This is a genomic window from Mesorhizobium erdmanii USDA 3471 (assembly GCF_000472705.1).
Lineage (GTDB): Bacteria > Pseudomonadota > Alphaproteobacteria > Rhizobiales > Rhizobiaceae > Mesorhizobium > Mesorhizobium erdmanii.
In genome coordinates, this window is the sequence record NZ_AXAE01000012.1 from 83,395 (window position 1) to 99,754 (window position 16,360).

The following is a 16,360-nucleotide window of genomic DNA, read 5'->3' on the forward strand; positions in this document are numbered from 1 at the left end:
ATGGCCACCGTTCGGGCCGCCGCCCGGGCCAACAACCCGGCATCCGGCTGGGCCGGTTCGGGACAGGCCGCCACCGCACCGCGCATCGGGTCCGTCGACGCGGTGACACGCTTCGGCCTGGTCGCGGTCGTGGTGCTGCTGTTCGCCATCTCCGGCGGCATGCTGTGGCTGGTGGGCTACAATTACGATGGCTTGACCGGCAACCCGGCGACCAAGATCCATCCATCCACCTATCTGCTCGTGCTGGTGTTTGCCTGGCGCGCCTGCACCTTCGGCAATCCGGTCGGCTACATGGTTGCTGTCGCCGACCGGCGGCCGGCCAGCACGCTGATGGCGGTCATCTCGATCATGCTCCTGGTCGTCGTCATCGCGCGCCAGCGCCCGGGCATGGCCGGCATGATCGACACGTTCGTGACGCCGGCGCTGCTGGTGATGATGCTGGGCGAGGACGACGACAAGACATTCGCCCGGATGCAGACCGTCGTTCACGCCATCATGACAGTGAACGCACTGCTCGCTTTGTTCGAGTTCGCCACCAAGACGCTGATCTTTCCCTATCGCCTCGACGGCGTGGTGTTCATGGCCGATTTGCGCTCGACGGCGCTTCAGGGCCATCCGCTGTCCAATGCCACGGTCACCTCGATCTATGTGCTGGCGCTGCTCTCAGGTTCGAAATCGCTGTCCATGCCGCTGCGGCTAGGCATGATCGGCTTGCAATTCGCGGCTCTCGTCGCCTTCGGTGGCCGCTCGGCGATGGTGCTGACGATCGTGCTCGGCGGTTGCTACCTGCTCATCCAGGGGCTGCGCGGCCTGCGCACGGGGCGCGTCAACCTGCTTGGCGCCGCACTCGGCCTCATCCTGGCCGCGCTGGTGCCGGTGGTCATCGTGGTCGCCGCGTCATTAGGCTTCTTCGACGCACTGCTCGAGCGCTTCGTGTCGGATAGCGGCAGCGCCAATGCCCGCGTCGAAATGTTCGATCTGTTCAACCATTTCGACCTGCGCGACCTGATCGTCGGGCCCGACATCGATCTCATCGAGAGCCTGCGCCGCATCAGCGGTCTCGAGCAGGGCATCGAGAACCCGATCATCCGCCTGATCCTCTACCAGGGCGCCTTCTTCACCCTGCTGTTGTTCGTCGGCTTCGCCCTGTTCATGCACGAGGTGGCGCGCCGCTGCCATTCCGGCATCTGGCTGACCATGCTGGGCTGGCTGATCCTGCTCAACACGTCCGAGAGCCTGGCGTCGAAGACGACGCTGATGACCAAATTCGTGGTGATCGCGCTGGTGCTTTATAGGCCGGCGGTGATACCGCGAAGGGTGGCGCAGGGGGCGCGAAGGTAGCGCTCTACGGCGCCCCCCTCTGTCCTGCCGGACATCTCCCCCACGAGGGGGGAGATCGGACGCGCATCGGCCTTCGCCAATTGCCCACGCCGCAAAGGAGAGCCGGCGCCAAAGCTGCCAATCTCCCCCCTCGTGGGGGAGATGTCCGGCAGGACAGAGGGGGGAGCAAAGGAACTCGACGATCGCCCTGTATGGAACGGTTTCTATCCCGGCATCCTCAACCCCAGCGCCTCGACCATGGCCGGGTCGAGGGCACGCGTGGTGTCGTCCATCATGCCCATGCCGTCGAAGAGGTCCCAGAAGGCCCAGGGAAAGCCTGCCGCCTCGGCGCTCTGCCGGACATCGGCAATGTAGCGGGCGCGGTCGGGATTCGGGGCGGCGGTGTAGCGGGCGTCGGTGCGCAGCGCGCCGAATTCGCCCATGATGACGCGCTCCGGCGCAATGCCGTGGGCATCGGCCCAGGCGCGCGCCTGGCCGAGATATTTGTCGATGAACCAGCGGTCGGGCTTGGCGTCGAAATAGACCTTGAGCACGCGCTCGGTTTCGGCATAGGCGGCCTTTTTGTCGGCTTCGGAGGTTTCGGTATCCCGCGCCATGCGCGCCCGGACGGAAGCCAGCGTCTGTTCGAGCGAGCCGGCGGAGGCCGGCCACGGCACATTGTTCAGCGCACGATAGACCGGCTCTCGCATCCACGGCGCGCCCTGGTGGCTGAACAGATAGGGTTCGTAGAAATGGAAGGTGAACAGGATCGGCTCGAAGGCCGCCAACGGCGCCGGATCGAGCGCCGCCAGCCCGCTCACCATCGAGCCGCAGCCGCCGGTGACGACCAGCGGCAGGGACGGGGATGACGCCCTGGCCGCCGTCAGCAGGGCTGCCTGGACGTTTGACCAGACGTTGGAATCGCAGGACTGCGGCGGCTCGTTGACCGGCTCCAGTGCACCATATCCCGGCGTGAACCGCTCCAGCCGTCCGGCAAGCTCGCCGACGAGGGCGCGATAGGCCTCGAATTCGGGCGCGGCGGTGCTGGAGACCATGCGGTCGGGATTCCAGTAGTGGGTGGCGCCATTGGCCTGGACGTTGACGATGATGCCGAGGCCGGCATCGAGCGTGGCGGCGACGGCGGCGTCCAGCATATCCAGCAATTTTGCGCGGGTCGTGGCATCGGCGGCAAGGAACGGGCCGGGATCGACGGGGAGGCGGATGAAGTCGAGCCCGGTTCGGCGTAGCCGACCAAGGTCGTCAGGGGTCGGCACCGGGCGCTGCGACTGGAATGGCGGCCAGGCATAGTCGGTGCGCGGGGCGGGAAATTCGCGTGTCAGAGCAAACCAGGGCCAGGCATTGACGCCGCGGCGGAAGCGCCATTCGCCGGTGGCGGCAGGAGCGGGCTGTGCGGACGAAAGCGGCGCCAGCGATGCAGCGGGCACCAGCGCCGTCGACAGCGCGGTGCGAAGAAGCCGCCGCCGCGACCAGCCCGTCATACGGCGCCGGGCGAGGGGCGGTCGATCGCGGCCGGCCGTGCGGCGCTCACGCCGAGAAGCCGGTAGGCTTCGTTCTCGTAGGCCAGCAGGACATCCTCCCAGCGGAAGCTTTCGCGGGCGCGCGTCCTGGCAGCTTCGCTGCAGGCCTTGACCAGCGCGTCGTCCGTCATCGCCTGCCGGATCCGCTCGGCGCAGCTTTGCGTGTCGGTGAAATGGATGGCGGCGGCGCCGGCGACCCACCTGTTGTAGGGATTGTCGTGGGCGATCACCATGTTGCCGGCGGCCAGCGCCTCGACCAGCGACGGGTTGGTGCCGCCGACCGTGTGGCCATGCATATAGGCGCGCGCGTGGTAGCGCAGCGCCTTCACCGCCGCCTGGTCGTAGATGGCGCCCGGCAGGACCATGGAGGCGTTCGCCGCCTTGCGGACCGCGACATGATAGGGGATCTGGTCGGACAGTGTTCCCAGCACCACCAGCTTCATGTCGCGCTTCTGGCTGCAGAACGCTTCGACGATGGGCAGGATGTTGTTGTCGGGCTCGATGCGCGCGATCGAGATCAGGTATTTTCCAGGTTCGAGCCCGAGGGCGCGCACCGGCGCCTCGGATGCCGATGTCACCGGGTCGGCGCCATAGGCGATGGTGGAGATGGCGCTGCGCGGCCGGCGCGTCGCCAGGTGATCGGCAATGACCGGATGGTCGGCGACCAGGCGGTGCGAGGCCCACGCGCCGATCCACTCATTGAGCCAGAACCAGGTGCGCGCCGCGCGCCCCCATTTGGGGCGGCGCCACTCGATGCCGTCCATGTTGGTGATGATCTTGCGCCGCATCAGCCTGAGCCAGGTCAGGAAGACCGCGCCGTTATAGCCGAGCACCAGGCAGACGCCGGGCCGCCGCGCGGCGTCGAGCACGCATTGCCAGTCGAATTCCAGCGTCGCGCGCGGACCTTTCGAGGCAACCTGGATGTGGATGAGGTCGATGCCGTTCCAGGTTTCGGTGCGCACCCTCTGGTCGACCCGCTCGACTTCGTCCTGGCAGTAGACGCCGACCTTCCAGCCGCGTGCGACCAGAAACAGCGCCAGCTTCTCGGCGAACGTCTCGAAACCGCCATGCGCCGCGGGAATGCCGCGCGTTCCCAGGATCAGGATGGAGGGTTGTTCCGATTTCATGGTTGCTGGCACTTTCAGGTCCGCCCGATCCGCGGTGCGTGGCTGTCTCATCTCAAAACCGCGCCGTTGCAAGATGCCTGCCAGGCCCGATTCCAGCCATCATCGCATCGGGGTTGTAAAATATTTCTTCCAAACGCCCGAGTTGTTTCATTATCGGTCAACTTTCCGCTCGTATGTGTATCGGAACGAGGCAATGCCGGGGCCGGCTGGCCTGCATCTGAATATATTAGCACGGCATAATCCTTGCGTATGGACTTTTGCGCGTCGGAATCGGCGGAAGGCGTGCGGGCATTGGTGTGGAGATCCGACCACACCGACAACGAGGGAAGTCCAGGGGTGTTGGCTTGAAGTTTCCGGCCGCCGATAGCGTCAGGCGGCGGAATCGTCACATCACCCTGACAGAAAGATGCGCGTGAAGATGCGGATTGCCTGCATCCATCAGGGGTACGAACTCTACGGTTCCGACCGCAGCTTCGCCGAGAGCGTCGCGGCGTTGCGCACCGCGTTTCCGTCCGCCGACATCGAGGTGGTCCTGCCGCGCAGCGGACCGATCGTCGAAATCCTGGAATCCCATGCCAGCCGCATCGTCTTCGAACCGCTCTGGGTGCTGCGGCGGCAGGCGATGCTGAGGCTGGCGACCGTCGAGATGGCGCGGCTGCCGGCCGCGCTGTGGCGGGCCTGGCGGCGCCTGCGTGATAGCGACCTCGTCTATGTCAACACGTCTATCGTCGCCGACTATGCGCTGGCTTCGCGCCTGCTGCCAACCAAGGCACTGCTGCACATCCACGAAATTCCCGAAGGTGTGCTGCGCCGGGTTCTCGTCGGGCTGATGCGCTGGAGCCATGCCGACCTCATCTTCAATTCAAAAGCGACGCGCGATACCTTCGGCGAGCCCAGATCGGCGCGCTCCCATGTGGTCTACAACGGCGTCGCCGGTCCGGCGGCGGAGGCGGCGATGACCTATGACGGCAAGCGTCCGCTGAGGGTGCTGCTGCTTGGCCGCATCAACCGCATCAAGGGCCAGGAAGTGCTGTTGGAGGCGATCGCCTCGCTGCCGGCGGAGTTGAAGTCGAGGATCGAGGTGCGGCTGGTAGGCGGCGCCTTCGAAAGCGCCGAGCGCGAGCGTGCGCTCGCCGACCTGGTCGAGACCATGGGGCTGGCCGGACAGGTCAGCGCCTTGCCCTTCATTTCGGACCCTTCGGAGCATTACCGCTGGGCCGACATCGTCACGGTGCCGTCGCGGCGCCCGGAATCGCTCGGCCGCGTCGCCATCGAGGCGATGGCCTATGGCCGTCCGCCGTTGGTGTCGGCGATCGGCGGGCTGGTCGAAGTGGTTGCCGACGGCGAGACCGGCTGGCATGTGCCGCCTGGCGACGCGGCGGCGCTGGCCGCGAAATTGCGCGAGATCATGCTTGCCCCCGAGGCCTGGCGCGGCTTCGTCGCCGCCGGGCGCAGGCGCTACGAGACGATGTTCAGCGAGCCGGTCGCCGCCGCGGCGATCATCGCGATTGCCGCCGACAAGCTGAAGGCCGCCGTGGCGCGGCCTGGCAGGGCGGCAAGCACGCGCCAGGCGGAGACACGGTCGTGAAGTTCCCGGTCCATCTGGTGCGGCGCCTGGTGCTGATGATCGGCGGCGAGGCGATGCAGAGCGGCTTTCACTTTGCCCTCAACATCGCGCTGCTGCACTTATTGTCGGCGCAAGGCTACGGCCTCTTCGCCATCGGCATGGTGATGGGCGGCGTCGGCCTGTCCTACATCAGGTCGCTGACCGCGGTTCCGGCCTCGATATGGATGAGCAAGAGCACCAACAGCGCCGGTGTCGATGCCTATGACGTGGCTTTCGGAACGGCGGCGCTGGTCGTGGCGCTGCTGATGGCGGTCGGCACGGCGGTTCTGATGCGTCTGCTGGGCGATCCGAGCGGCATTGCCGCCGGCTGCTTCGTCGGCGCATGGTCGCTGCGCAGCCATATGCGCACGGCCTTCTTCGCGCGCCGCCAGCAGGTGATCGTCTCCATCAGCGACGCCGCTTTCACGATTGCCGGCACCGTGTTCGCTGGGCTGGCGATCTGGTACGCCGGGGCCGCGCTGCAGAGCGTGTTCTATGCCCTCGCCGCGGCGAATGTGATCGGCATCTTCGTGCTGGTGCGGCTGGCGCGCCGCACGATGCGCATCTCCTTCCGCATGCCGACGCGGCGGCGCTATGCCAGGCTCTGGCGCCAGCTGTGCTGGTCGGCGTTCAGCGCGACCACCACGAACATCCAGGGGCAGTGCCTGGCGCTGCTGGTTGCCGGCATTGCCGGCCCGGCGGCCTACGCACCGCTGGCGGCGGTGCTGGTGCTGTTTGCGCCGCTGCGCATCATCAGTCTTGCCTTCGTCAACATGGCGCAGCCCGAACTCGCCAAGCTGATGCGGCACAACGAGACACGCCGTGTCTGGTCGCAGGCGAGGATCTGGTCGGTGGTCATGGGGCTCGGCGGCCTGGCCTATGGCAGCGCCATCCTGTTCGTGCTGCCGATGATCAAATCCCAGGCTCTCCAGGATGCCTCGGTCGGCACCATCGGGCTTTTCGCGATCGTGAATTTCGTGCCGATCATGCTCTACATCATGCCGCGCATCGTCCTCGAAATCCTCGGCGATTTCCGCATCGTCGCCTTCATCACGCTGGGTGGAGCGATTGTCGGGCTGGCGCTGATCGCGATCGTGCTGGCGGTTGCGTCGCCGCCATGGGCACTGCTGGGGTCGGCGGTCTCCGAGACTTTCGTGCTCGTGGCATCATGGTATTTCGCACACCACCGCATCTGGAACATCGAGCATCCGGAGCAGCAGCGCAACAGCCGGCTGGGTTCGTGGCGGCGGGCGATCACATTCGCCGCGGCGAAACGATAGGAGCGGGACGTGACAGGCCAGGCAGTACAGACCGTGGTGAATGACCTGCCCGCCGGGCCGGCGTCCCGCGTTGTCGCGGCGAACGATACGTTCACGGTGCGCCTGCACACGAGCCTCGACTCGGTCAGGCCGCTTTGGCTGCACCTCCAGGAAAATGGCGTGTGCACCGGCCACCAGAACTATGCCTGGGCCGAGGGCATCGTCGCCGGGCTGATGCCGGACGATGCCGAACTGCTGATCGTCGAGGTGAACGACGCCGCGACCGGCGCCAACCGGATGCTGGTACCGCTGATGCGGCGGCAGGCTTTCCAGCATCGGGTGATCGAATGGCTGAGTTGTGGCGTCTGCGACTATTCGGCGCCGCTGCTGGCGGATGCGAGCCCGTGGACGGCGCAATCCGCGCAGGCCGCATGGACCGCGGTTCGTTCCATACTGCCGCCGGCGGACCGCTTCCACATCACGGGAATACCACGCACGATCAACGGCGTCGCCAATCCGCTGGCCTTGCTTCCGGAAATACGCGATTCCCTCCAGACCGCCTTTGGCATGGCCATAGATGGCGAGCCCGAGACTGTCCTCAAGCGCCTGTGCAGGCCATCCTTCGTCAAGGAATTCAACAAGGACTGGCGCCGGCTCGAACGGCTCGGCAGCGTGGAACTGGTGGAGGCCGGCACGCCGGCCGAGGCGGAGCAGATCTTTGGCGAACTGCTCAGGATGCGGCTCAGCCGCTTTCGTGAGCTTGGCCGCTTCGACTTGCTGACGCAGGAGAAAGTGGTCGATTTCTACCGCAACGCCGCCCTCCGGGGCCTGCTGGACAAATCGGTGCGGCTGTTCGGGCTGCGCGTCGGCGAGGCCCTGATCGCGGTGCAATATCTGCTTGTCCATCAAGATACTGTTCATGCTCTGCTGATAGCAATGGACCAAAGCGTCGTGCCCAATGTCTCGCCCGGGCTTGCGATCATGGGCAGGCTGATGGGCTGGGCGCGCGAACAGGCATTGGGATATTTCGACCTGTCGGTCGGAGACCAGAGTTACAAGGAACGCATGGGCGCCAAAGGTTCGGTTCTGGTCAAACTCAGCCACGGATACACAATGCGGGGCAATGCGGCGACTGCCGCCATTGATCTGCGCAGCCGGACCGAGGCTTTCGTGCGCTCCAGGCCAGGCCTGCTCAAGGTAGCCCGGGAAACGATGCGGCGTGTCAGGCGCCTGCGGGGAGGATTGCAGCGGCAGCCTGACAAATAGGAGCGCATGTGACAAGCCAGGCGACGCGAAGGGCCGCCATTGCGGACGTTCCGGATCAAGTACTATCTCCGGTCGTCGCCAGCGCGGGCGCGGCCTTGCACTATTCAGCGCGACTGCACACCAGCTTCGACACCATCAAACCGCTCTGGCTGTTCCTCGAGGCGACCGGCATCTGCACCGGCCATCAGGGCTTTTTCTGGGTGGAAGGGATCGCCAGGCGGCTGATGCCCAAGAGCGCGGAACTGCTCATCGTCGAGGTCAGCGATGCCGCCACGGGCGACCCGGTCATGCTGCTGCCGCTGATGCGGCGCCGGGCCCTGGGCCACTATGTGATCGAATGGCTGAGCTGCGGCGTCTGCGACTACTCGGCGCCGTTGCTGGCCGATGCCAGTCCGTGGACCCGGCAGAGCGCCGACGCCGCCTGGGCGGCGGTGCGCGCCGTGCTGCCGCCGGCGGACCGCTTCCACATAGCGGGGATCCCGCAACAGATTCACGGCATCGCCAATCCGCTGGCGCTGCTTTCGGCGGCGCGCGACTCCATCCAGATCGCCTCGGGCCTGGTCCTCGACGGCGAGCCGGAGACGCTGATCAAGCGCATCTGCAAACCCTCCTTCGCCAAGAATTTCCACAAGCATTGCCGCCGCTTCGCACAGTTGGGCAAGCTCGACCTGGTCGAAGCCACGACGCCTGACATGGTGGAGCAGCATTTCGCAACGCTGCTGGAGCTCAGGCTCAACCGCTTCCGCGAGCTCGGGCGCTCCGACCTGTTGACGCAGGCGCCGGTCGTCGAGTTCTACCGCGACGCCGCCCTGCACGGCCTGTCCGACGGTTCGGTGCGGCTGTTCGGGCTGCGTGCCGGTCAAGACTATCTCGCTGTCATCTACGTGCTGGTCATGAACGACACCTTGCACGCGCTGCTGCTCGGCATCGACCAGGACGCGGTGCCCAACGTCTCGCCGGGCCTGACGACGATCGGCAAGCTGATGATATGGGCGCGCGCGCATGGGCTCGATTATTTCGACCTGTCGGTCGGCAGCCAGGGCTACAAGCAGCATATCGGCGCTTCGGGCGCGGTGCTGGCCGAGTTATGCGAGGCGGTGACGCTGAAGGGCAGGGGCTCGACCGCCTATATCAGGCTGCGCAGCAAGACCGAGCTTTTCGTGCGCTCCAAGCCCGGACTGTACAAGGCCGTGCAGGGCGTGATGCGCCGGTTGCGGCGATTGAAGAACTGAGACTGCTTCGTCCTTGAGCGAATGACGAATTGACAAGCTCCCGACAAAGCCATCACGCTCCAGCAGCGCAATGATTGCAGGAGGCAGTGATGGCAAGCCTGGTGGTGACGTACGGAACGCCCGAGAATCCCGAGGCGTTCGATGCCTACTATCGCGAAAAGCACATTCCGCTGGCCAAGACCATCCCGGGGTTGCGTCGCTATGAAATCAGCCGCGGCCCGGTGATGACGCCGGCCGGCCCAGCGAACGCCCATCTGATCGCTATCTTGCGGTTCGACGACCTCGCCGCCATCCAGAATGCCTTTGCCAGCGCCGAGGGGCAGGCGGCGGCGGCCGATCTCCAGGTCTTCGCGACCGGCGGCGCCGATATGCTGATCTTCGACACCGAAGACGTCTGACGGCTCACAGCGGCTCGGTGTCGAAAAGCAGCATCGTCACCAGGTCGTCATCGCCGGCGAGTTTGCGCCGGTCCACCGCGCAGGCCCGGCCGATATCGCTGGCAAAGGCCGTGCGAATGGCCTCCAAATTGTCGAAATAGAGCGTCGCCACCCTGTAGGGCGTCTCGCCCGGCAGGACGTTCATGATCGGCGAACGGCTGATCTCATAGCGCCGCAGTCCGGGCAATTGCTTGGCCAGCGGCACGTGGATGTCGTGGTAATGGCGCTCGAAGGCCGCCGGATCGGCGGGGGTTTTGTAGATGACGAGCATCTTGGCCATGATGGTGTTCCCTGTCGTTCGATGTGATCGCGCCACGTCGGCGCCGCACCAATGTCGTTCGTCGGGTGCGGATTTCGACAGAGGTCGGGAACCCAGCAAAAAATGGCCCCGGCGATTGAAGATATTTTCGCGCCTGACAAAGGCAAAACCCGTAGGCGCATTTGGCACTTGATCCATGTCAAGGTGGATCGGCATCGATGCGCCTATCTGGTCTCCTGTCTTGGGAAGGACACAAGGCGGGTGGGCGGTTCCAGGCCGGCAAGCTGAAAACAGCTCCGGCCTGGACTGCCTGCAATCAAGCCGTGTCCGCTGGCCGGATGCTTCATGTTTTGATTCATCCCCGCAGGCAAGCACCTTCAAAAGTCTCGCAAAATCTAACCGAAGCGCAACCAGCGGTGTCTATAGGGTTGTGCGAGGGATCAGAAACCAGGGGCTTGAAATGCAAGCAATCGTCTCCGTTTCATGCGGGATGAAACCGGGGCGACCGCCATCGAATATGGCCTGATCGCCCCCCTCATCGCGCTTGCCATCGTCACCGGCGCCGGCGCGCTCGGCAATGCGATCAATGCCAAGTTCACGACGATCGGTACAAGAGTCACCAGCAGCGGATCGTAAGCTGTGCGGGCGCGAAATTGACAGGACGGCGCGTGTCCGTCATCTTTGAGGCCGTCGTCGGGCCGTGCAAGCGGCCATGTTGAGTGTCAGGGCGACCGAGGGCAGCGTCATGTTCAGTCCCGTCACCGGCCAGAATGCCAAGCGCCAAGCGGTGCGCAAGGCGCTCGACGCGCACAGGGTCTACATCACCGCGCAAAGCTTTTCGGACGGCGCCTACCGGGCACGCGTGCTGGTCGACGGCGAGGCCTATTGGGTCGATGAATTCCGGCTCGCCCAGCTGCGGCAGGGACTGACCCCGGCCGAGCTCGAGCTGACGCCGGCTGCCGACGATTGAGCGAACGACACCGCGCCTGATGGCTGCCGCGCATTTTCTTTCGTCATCCCAGGGCGGAGCAGGAGCGAAGCGACGTCGCGCAGACCCTGGGATACATGCCGTGACATCAGAACGCTGCAGCGGTCCAAGTTCTGCATCGCTGCGCTTCGCGGTTGGCGTCACGGCATGGATCCTCGGGTCAAGCCCGAGGATGACGACCGCGGGGTTTGCGCAACGATGCCGTGAAGGATCGCGGCGGATGCCATGACCACTCCTCCCAAACTCAAATCGTATCGCGCCAAGCGCGAGTTCACCAAAACGCCGGAGCCGGCGGGCGGCCTTGTTACCGGAGACGGCAACCGCTTCGTCGTGCACAAGCACCATGCCACCGCGGACCACTTCGATCTGCGCCTGCAGGTCGGCGATGTGCTGAAGAGTTGGGCGGTGCCGCGCGGGCCCTCGCTCAATCCAGCCGACAAGAGACTGGCGGTCGAGACCGAAGACCATCCGCTCGAATATATCGACTTCGAAGGCGTCATTCCCGAGGGCGAATATGGCGGCGGGCCGATGATCGTCTGGGACACCGGCACCTGGGCGCCGATGGACGATGTCGAGAAGAGCCTTCGCACCGGAGCGTTCAAATTTCGCCTCGCCGGCGGCAAGCTCAATGGCGGCTGGATGCTGACTCGCCTGAAGCCCAAGCCCGGCGAGGACGAGAACAAGAAGAACTGGCTGCTGTTCAAGGAGCGCGACCTCGCCGCCGACACAGTGCTGGACATCCTCGAAGCGCGGCCGGAAAGCGTGAAATCCGGCCTGCGCATCGAGGAACTGGCGGCGGCTGCGAAACCGGTCGCGAAGTTCGCGCCAAAGCCGGGTTCCTTGAAACCCGGCACGCTGCCGGGCGCGGTGAAGGCGCCGGCGCTCAGCCGCATCGAGCCGCAGCTGGCGACGCAGGTGCCAAGGCCGCCCGATGGCGCGGACACGCGCGAGACATGGCTGCACGAGATCAAATTCGACGGCTACCGCACCATGGCGCATCTGAGCGACGGGCAGGTGCGGCTGATCACCCGTGGCGGCATCGACTGGACGAAGCGCTATGGCGACCTCCCGCATGCGTTTGCAAAACTGCCGTGCCGCGAGGCGATCATCGACGGCGAGATCGTCGTGCTCGATGGCCGGGGCATTTCCCGTTTTGCGCTGTTGCAGGATGCGCTGGCCGAGGGCGCCGGCAGCAAGCTGCATTTCTATGCCTTCGATCTCCTGCATCTCGACGGCTGGGATTTGACGAAGGCGCCACTCATCGCGCGCAAGGCGCTGCTGGCGGAGCTGCTTGGCGGTCTCGGCGCCAACTCCGCCATCCAGTACTCCGATCATGTCGAAGGCTCCGGGCAGGGGCTCTATGACCAGGCCAGCGAACTCGGGCTGGAAGGCGTCGTCTCCAAGCGCGCCAGCGCCATATACCAGAGCGGCCGCACCAAGAGCTGGACCAAGTGCAAGGCGCTGCAGAAGGACGATTTCGTCATCGCCGGCTACACGATCTCTCAAGCGGCGGAAGGCCTGGCCGCGCTCGGCATGGCCGAGTGGCAGGACGGCGAACTGCACTATCGCGGCAAGGTCGGCACCGGATTCGACCGTGACACGGCCGAGGACCTGCTTGCCCGCCTGGAGCCGTTGACATCGGGCGCGACGCCACCCGAAGGGGTGCCGCGTGAAATCATGCGCGAGATGCACTGGGTGAAGCCGCTGTTTTCGGCGCGCATCCACTATGCCAACCGCACCGCCGACAATTCGCTGCGCCATGGCGTGTTTCGCGGTCTCCGGGATGTCGGGCTGTCGACGCCGGTCTCGGCCAAGCGCAAGCGGCTGATCTCGGAAGCGGACCTTGCCACGATCTGGGTGACCAATCCCGGGCGGCGACTGTTCGGCAGGACCGGCCCGACCAAGCTCGACATCGCCGTCTACTACGCGCTGGTCGGCGATTTCATGCTGCCGCACATTCTCGGCCGCCCGGTGTCGCTGGTGCGCTGCCCGACCGGCCTGCCCAAGGACTGCTTCTTCCAGCGCCACGCCTTCACCGGAATGCCACCTTCGGTCGTGACGTTCGAGGCCACCAACTCCGAAGGCGAGACCAAATCCTACCTCTCGGTCGAGGGAGCAAAAGGTTATCTGGCGCTGGCGCAGTTCGGCGTCGTCGAGTTCCACACCTGGGGCACGCATCGCACCAACCTCGACAGACCGGACCAGATCGTCTTCGACCTCGACCCGGGCGAGGGGATTTCCTGGCGCGAAGTGGTCGAGGCCGCGGTGCACATCAAGGGCGAGCTGGAAGGGCTGGGGCTGGTGCCCTTCGCCAAGACGTCAGGCGGCAGCGGCATCCACATAACCGTGCCGGTGACGAAGAAGCAGAACTGGAAGAAGCTGCATCAGGCGACCAGCGCCATCTCCACCCACCTGGCGGCGACCGCGCCCGACATTTTCACCACCACCATGGGCAAGGAGAACCGCAAGAAGCGCATCTTCATCGACTATCACCGCAACGCGCGCGGCCACACCTCGGCGGCGCCCTATTCGCTGCGCGCCCGCACCAACCTGCCGGCCTCGACGCCGGTGAGCTGGAACGACCTGGAGACGATCGACGCGCCACAGGACCTGAACTATGCCTCGCTGCCGGGGCTGCTGGAGACGTCGGGCGACCCGTGGGCGGAGATCGATGAGGCAGCCAGGGATTTGCCAGTGTTCAAATAAGGGGTTCCTCGCCCCCGTGAAACGGGGGAGAGGTGGCTCGGCGAAGCCGAGACGGAGAGGAGGCAGCGCTAGCCTGTCCGGAAGTGCAGCCTTGAGCCTTGCTTCGAACCGTTGGCGCTGCCCCCTCTCCGTCCGCTTCGCGGACACCTCTCCCCCGCGTTGCGGGGGCGAGGAAACCCAAGTCCATCGACGCTTCAGACAATTTGAATTATCCTCGGCCTGCGATCCATCCGGCGCCCTAAAACATTTCGTCAGGATTTGCCGGTATTGTGCTGGGTCGGTGTAGGATTTGCGCAGCCTCGATCGTCCTTCGGACGAAAAGCGCTGCAGAGAGCATGATCCCGAAAAGTGGGAACCGGTTTTCGGACAAGATCATGCTCAAGCTAAAATGTCAGTGCATGGCCGCGTAGGAGTTCATCATGGCGCCCAGGGCAAGTTGGAAGGGTTATCTCAAGCTCAGCCTCGTCAGCTGTCCGGTGCGGCTATACCCCGCGACGACGACCAGCGAGCGCATATCGTTCAATCAGTTGCACAAGAAGACCCATAACCGCATCAACATGAAGCCGGTCGATCCGGAACTCGGGCTCGTCGAGCGCTCGGATCTGGTCAAGGGTTACGAGTATGAGGACAAGCAGTACATCATCATCGACGATGCCGATCTCGACGCGGTGCGCATCGAATCCAACCACACGATGAACATCGAGGCCTTCGTCGACGAGGGCGAGGTCGATGTCATCTACCAGGATGCGCCCTACTACATGGCGCCGGATGGAGCGATGGCTGAGGAGACCTTCGCCGTGCTGCGCGAGGCCATGCGCAAGTCCGGCAAGCTGGCCATCGCCCGGCTGGTGCTGTCCAGCCGCGAGCGTGTGGTGACGATCGGCGCGCGGGAAAACGGCATGTTCGTGTGCACGTTGAGGAACCCGAACGAAGTGCGCGGTACGGCTGAATATTTCGGCAACATTCCGGCCGGCAAGCCCGACCAGGAGATGCTGGAGCTCGCCGAAGCGCTGATCAAGCAGAAGGAAACCACCTTCGACCCGAAGAATTACGAGGACCGCTACGAGATCGCGCTGATGGCGATGATCCGCGAGAAGCTCAAGGGCCACAAGCCGATCATCGCGGCCGCGCCCGAGCGCGGCAATGTCATCAACCTCATGGATGCGCTGAAAGCGAGCCTGTCGCAGTCGAAGCCGCCGGCCAAGTCGAAGAGCAAGGCCGACGAGGTGGCGGCAAAGCCCGCCGCCAAGAAGGCGGCAGCCGGCGGCCCAGCTGAAAATCCGCTGAAGGCCAGTCTGCTCAAGGCGGTCGGCAAGAGCAAGAAATGACGGCACCGGCGGTCTCGGTTGCGGGGGCCGTCTTCGGCACGATCGGCGCGCTGGCGGCGTTTCCGCTCAGGCTCGCCACCCGCGAGGTCGAACGCCAGCACGGCCAGCTCAGGCGCGGCATCACCCGGCGCACCACGCATGTCGTGTTCGGCCGGACACTTCTTGCCAAGGCTGGTTTGACGAAAAACGGCGACGCCGGGATCGAGCGCAACATCGCCGCCGAGCGCGCGGCCGGGCGCATGCTGATCAGCGAGAATGGCTTTTTGCGGCGGCTCGGCCTGATGAAGGCGCCGGAGGCCTCGTCCCTGTCCCGGCAATCGCTGATCGACCAATCGCGGCTTTCAGGCGCCGATCTCGACATGCTGTCGCTGTTCGATGCCTTCGAGCATGATGGCGAGCCCTATTCGTTCCGCGACCTGATCCTGGCGCGCAAATATGCCGGTCTCATCGCCGGCGGGGCGTCATGGGGAGCGATCGCGCGTTCGGTGCATCGCTCGGGCCCGGTGGCCTCGCTCACCGCCAAGTCGCTCAATGTCGGCTCCCAGCACGGCCGCCGCTCCGACGCCATCTATCTCGAAGGCGGCCAGAGCGAACTCGACGGGCAGTTGCTGTTCGATCTCGGCAGCGCGGCGCAAAGCGACGACACGCTGGAAGACTTGTTCGCCGAGGCCGAGGCGGCGGAGGAGGGCGGCGACCATGATGGTGCCGCGGCACTCTACCTGCGCTGCCTCGCCATCGACCCGAGCGATGCCATCGCCGCCTTCAACCGCGCCAACTGCCTGCGCGCCGGCGGCCACGCTGCCGACGCCGCGCATGATTATGCACGCGCCATAAAACTCGACCCGGCTTTCGTCGAGGCGTGGTTCAACCTCGCCGGGCTGATGAGCGAGCAAGGCCGCGACGCCTCGGCACGAAAGCATCTGCAGAAGGCGATCGCGCTCGACAAGAACTATGCCGATCCGGTGTTCAACCTGGCGCGGCTGGAGTTCGATGCCGGTAATCTCGCCGAGGCGCGGCGGCTTTGGGTGCGATATCTGGAACTCGACGCGCATTCCGAATGGGCTGGGGTGGCGGCCAAGGGGGTGCAGTTCGTGGATATGCAGCTGGCGCGGACGGCGGGGTGACGATGATTGGCGAAGGCCGCGATGACAGCCAATCTCCCCCCTCGTGGGGGAGATGTCCGGCAGGACAGAGGGGGGCGCTGTCCCGCCGACTCATCGGCATATTGCGGATCGTCTCATCCTGGAGTGATCTGACCGAAGGTTCGCATTCCTTCACGCCCCCCTCTGCCCTG

14 protein-coding genes are annotated in these 16,360 nt (G+C 65.2%); 11 read left to right on the forward strand and 3 right to left on the reverse strand.

Features of this window, described 5'->3' with window-relative positions:
• The gene (locus A3AU_RS0107705; protein ID WP_027052281.1) at window positions 1-1,341 is read left to right on the forward strand and encodes a VpsF family polysaccharide biosynthesis protein; all 1,341 of its coding nucleotides are present in this window, start codon (window positions 1-3) and stop codon (window positions 1,339-1,341) included.
• A gap of 203 nt (window positions 1,342-1,544) precedes the next feature.
• Here A3AU_RS0107705 and A3AU_RS0107710 read toward each other — a convergent pair whose 3' ends face one another.
• Both A3AU_RS0107710 and A3AU_RS0107715 read right to left on the reverse strand, forming a co-directional pair.
• On the reverse strand, window positions 1,545-2,819 hold the full coding sequence (locus A3AU_RS0107710) for a glycoside hydrolase family 5 protein (protein ID WP_027052282.1): 1,275 nt from the start codon (window positions 2,817-2,819) through the stop codon (window positions 1,545-1,547).
• Entirely contained in the window at window positions 2,816-3,985 is a 1,170-nt protein-coding gene (locus tag A3AU_RS0107715) for a DUF1972 domain-containing protein (protein ID WP_027052283.1), read from the reverse strand. The genes A3AU_RS0107710 and A3AU_RS0107715 overlap by 4 nt, the downstream gene beginning before the upstream one ends.
• Before the next feature lie 418 nt (window positions 3,986-4,403).
• Between A3AU_RS0107715 and A3AU_RS0107720 the strand changes: the two genes are divergently transcribed.
• From A3AU_RS0107720 to A3AU_RS0107740, 5 genes are all read left to right on the forward strand, one after another.
• Complete coding sequence (locus tag A3AU_RS0107720; RefSeq protein WP_032917041.1) at window positions 4,404-5,573, forward strand: glycosyltransferase family 4 protein; 1,170 nt, start codon at window positions 4,404-4,406, stop codon at window positions 5,571-5,573.
• A complete protein-coding gene (locus tag A3AU_RS0107725; RefSeq protein WP_027052285.1) occupies window positions 5,570-6,871 on the forward strand; it encodes an MATE family efflux transporter in 1,302 nt (433 codons plus the stop codon). Before A3AU_RS0107720 ends, A3AU_RS0107725 begins: the two co-directional genes overlap by 4 nt.
• A 9-nt stretch (window positions 6,872-6,880) precedes the next feature.
• On the forward strand, window positions 6,881-8,116 hold the full coding sequence (locus tag A3AU_RS0107730) for a GNAT family N-acetyltransferase (protein ID WP_027052286.1): 1,236 nt from the start codon (window positions 6,881-6,883) through the stop codon (window positions 8,114-8,116).
• A gap of 8 nt (window positions 8,117-8,124) precedes the next feature.
• Window positions 8,125-9,348, forward strand: coding sequence for a GNAT family N-acetyltransferase (locus A3AU_RS0107735; RefSeq protein WP_027052287.1), 1,224 nt, complete (start codon window positions 8,125-8,127; stop codon window positions 9,346-9,348).
• Window positions 9,349-9,437: 89 nt separating this feature from the next.
• The gene (locus A3AU_RS0107740) at window positions 9,438-9,746 is read left to right on the forward strand and encodes an EthD family reductase (RefSeq protein WP_027052288.1); all 309 of its coding nucleotides are present in this window, start codon (window positions 9,438-9,440) and stop codon (window positions 9,744-9,746) included.
• A 4-nt stretch (window positions 9,747-9,750) separates the two neighbouring features.
• On the opposite strand, the gene A3AU_RS0107745 is transcribed toward A3AU_RS0107740, so the two are convergent.
• Window positions 9,751-10,065, reverse strand: a complete 315-nt coding sequence (locus A3AU_RS0107745) for an EthD family reductase (RefSeq protein ID WP_027052289.1) — start codon at window positions 10,063-10,065, stop codon at window positions 9,751-9,753.
• Between the two features lie 462 nt (window positions 10,066-10,527).
• On the opposite strand from A3AU_RS0107745, the gene A3AU_RS0107750 reads away from it, so the two are divergent.
• The 5 genes from A3AU_RS0107750 to A3AU_RS0107770 all read left to right on the forward strand — a co-directional run bounded on the left by A3AU_RS0107750 (window position 10,528) and on the right by A3AU_RS0107770 (window position 16,190).
• A complete protein-coding gene (locus A3AU_RS0107750) occupies window positions 10,528-10,680 on the forward strand; it encodes a Flp family type IVb pilin (protein ID WP_027052290.1) in 153 nt (50 codons plus the stop codon).
• 109 nt (window positions 10,681-10,789) lie between these two features.
• Complete coding sequence (locus A3AU_RS0107755; protein ID WP_027052291.1) at window positions 10,790-11,014, forward strand: hypothetical protein; 225 nt, start codon at window positions 10,790-10,792, stop codon at window positions 11,012-11,014.
• Window positions 11,015-11,257: 243 nt separating this feature from the next.
• The gene (gene ligD / locus A3AU_RS0107760) at window positions 11,258-13,738 is read left to right on the forward strand and encodes a DNA ligase D (RefSeq protein WP_027052292.1); all 2,481 of its coding nucleotides are present in this window, start codon (window positions 11,258-11,260) and stop codon (window positions 13,736-13,738) included.
• Window positions 13,739-14,157: 419 nt separating this feature from the next.
• Complete coding sequence (gene ku, locus A3AU_RS0107765; RefSeq protein ID WP_027052293.1) at window positions 14,158-15,066, forward strand: non-homologous end joining protein Ku; 909 nt, start codon at window positions 14,158-14,160, stop codon at window positions 15,064-15,066.
• On the forward strand, window positions 15,063-16,190 hold the full coding sequence (locus A3AU_RS0107770; protein WP_027052294.1) for a tetratricopeptide repeat protein: 1,128 nt from the start codon (window positions 15,063-15,065) through the stop codon (window positions 16,188-16,190). Before ku ends, A3AU_RS0107770 begins: the two co-directional genes overlap by 4 nt.
• The last annotated feature ends 170 nt before the right edge of the window (window positions 16,191-16,360 follow it).

Excerpts from the sequence above, each read along its gene's own strand:
- A3AU_RS0107705 (WP_027052281.1), top strand. The coding sequence starts at position 1 with ATGGCCACCGTTCGGGCCGCCGCCCGGGCCAACAACCCGGCATCCGGC.
- A3AU_RS0107710 (WP_027052282.1), bottom strand. The coding sequence starts at position 2,819 with ATGACGGGCTGGTCGCGGCGGCGGCTTCTTCGCACCGCGCTGTCGACG.
- A3AU_RS0107715 (WP_027052283.1), bottom strand. The coding sequence starts at position 3,985 with ATGAAATCGGAACAACCCTCCATCCTGATCCTGGGAACGCGCGGCATT.
- A3AU_RS0107720 (WP_032917041.1), top strand. The coding sequence starts at position 4,404 with ATGCGGATTGCCTGCATCCATCAGGGGTACGAACTCTACGGTTCCGAC.
- A3AU_RS0107740 (WP_027052288.1), top strand. The coding sequence starts at position 9,438 with ATGGCAAGCCTGGTGGTGACGTACGGAACGCCCGAGAATCCCGAGGCG.
- A3AU_RS0107745 (WP_027052289.1), bottom strand. The coding sequence starts at position 10,065 with ATGGCCAAGATGCTCGTCATCTACAAAACCCCCGCCGATCCGGCGGCC.
- A3AU_RS0107750 (WP_027052290.1), top strand. The coding sequence starts at position 10,528 with ATGCGGGATGAAACCGGGGCGACCGCCATCGAATATGGCCTGATCGCC.
- A3AU_RS0107755 (WP_027052291.1), top strand. The coding sequence starts at position 10,790 with ATGTTCAGTCCCGTCACCGGCCAGAATGCCAAGCGCCAAGCGGTGCGC.
- ligD (WP_027052292.1), top strand. The coding sequence starts at position 11,258 with ATGACCACTCCTCCCAAACTCAAATCGTATCGCGCCAAGCGCGAGTTC.
- ku (WP_027052293.1), top strand. The coding sequence starts at position 14,158 with ATGGCGCCCAGGGCAAGTTGGAAGGGTTATCTCAAGCTCAGCCTCGTC.
- A3AU_RS0107770 (WP_027052294.1), top strand. The coding sequence starts at position 15,063 with ATGACGGCACCGGCGGTCTCGGTTGCGGGGGCCGTCTTCGGCACGATC.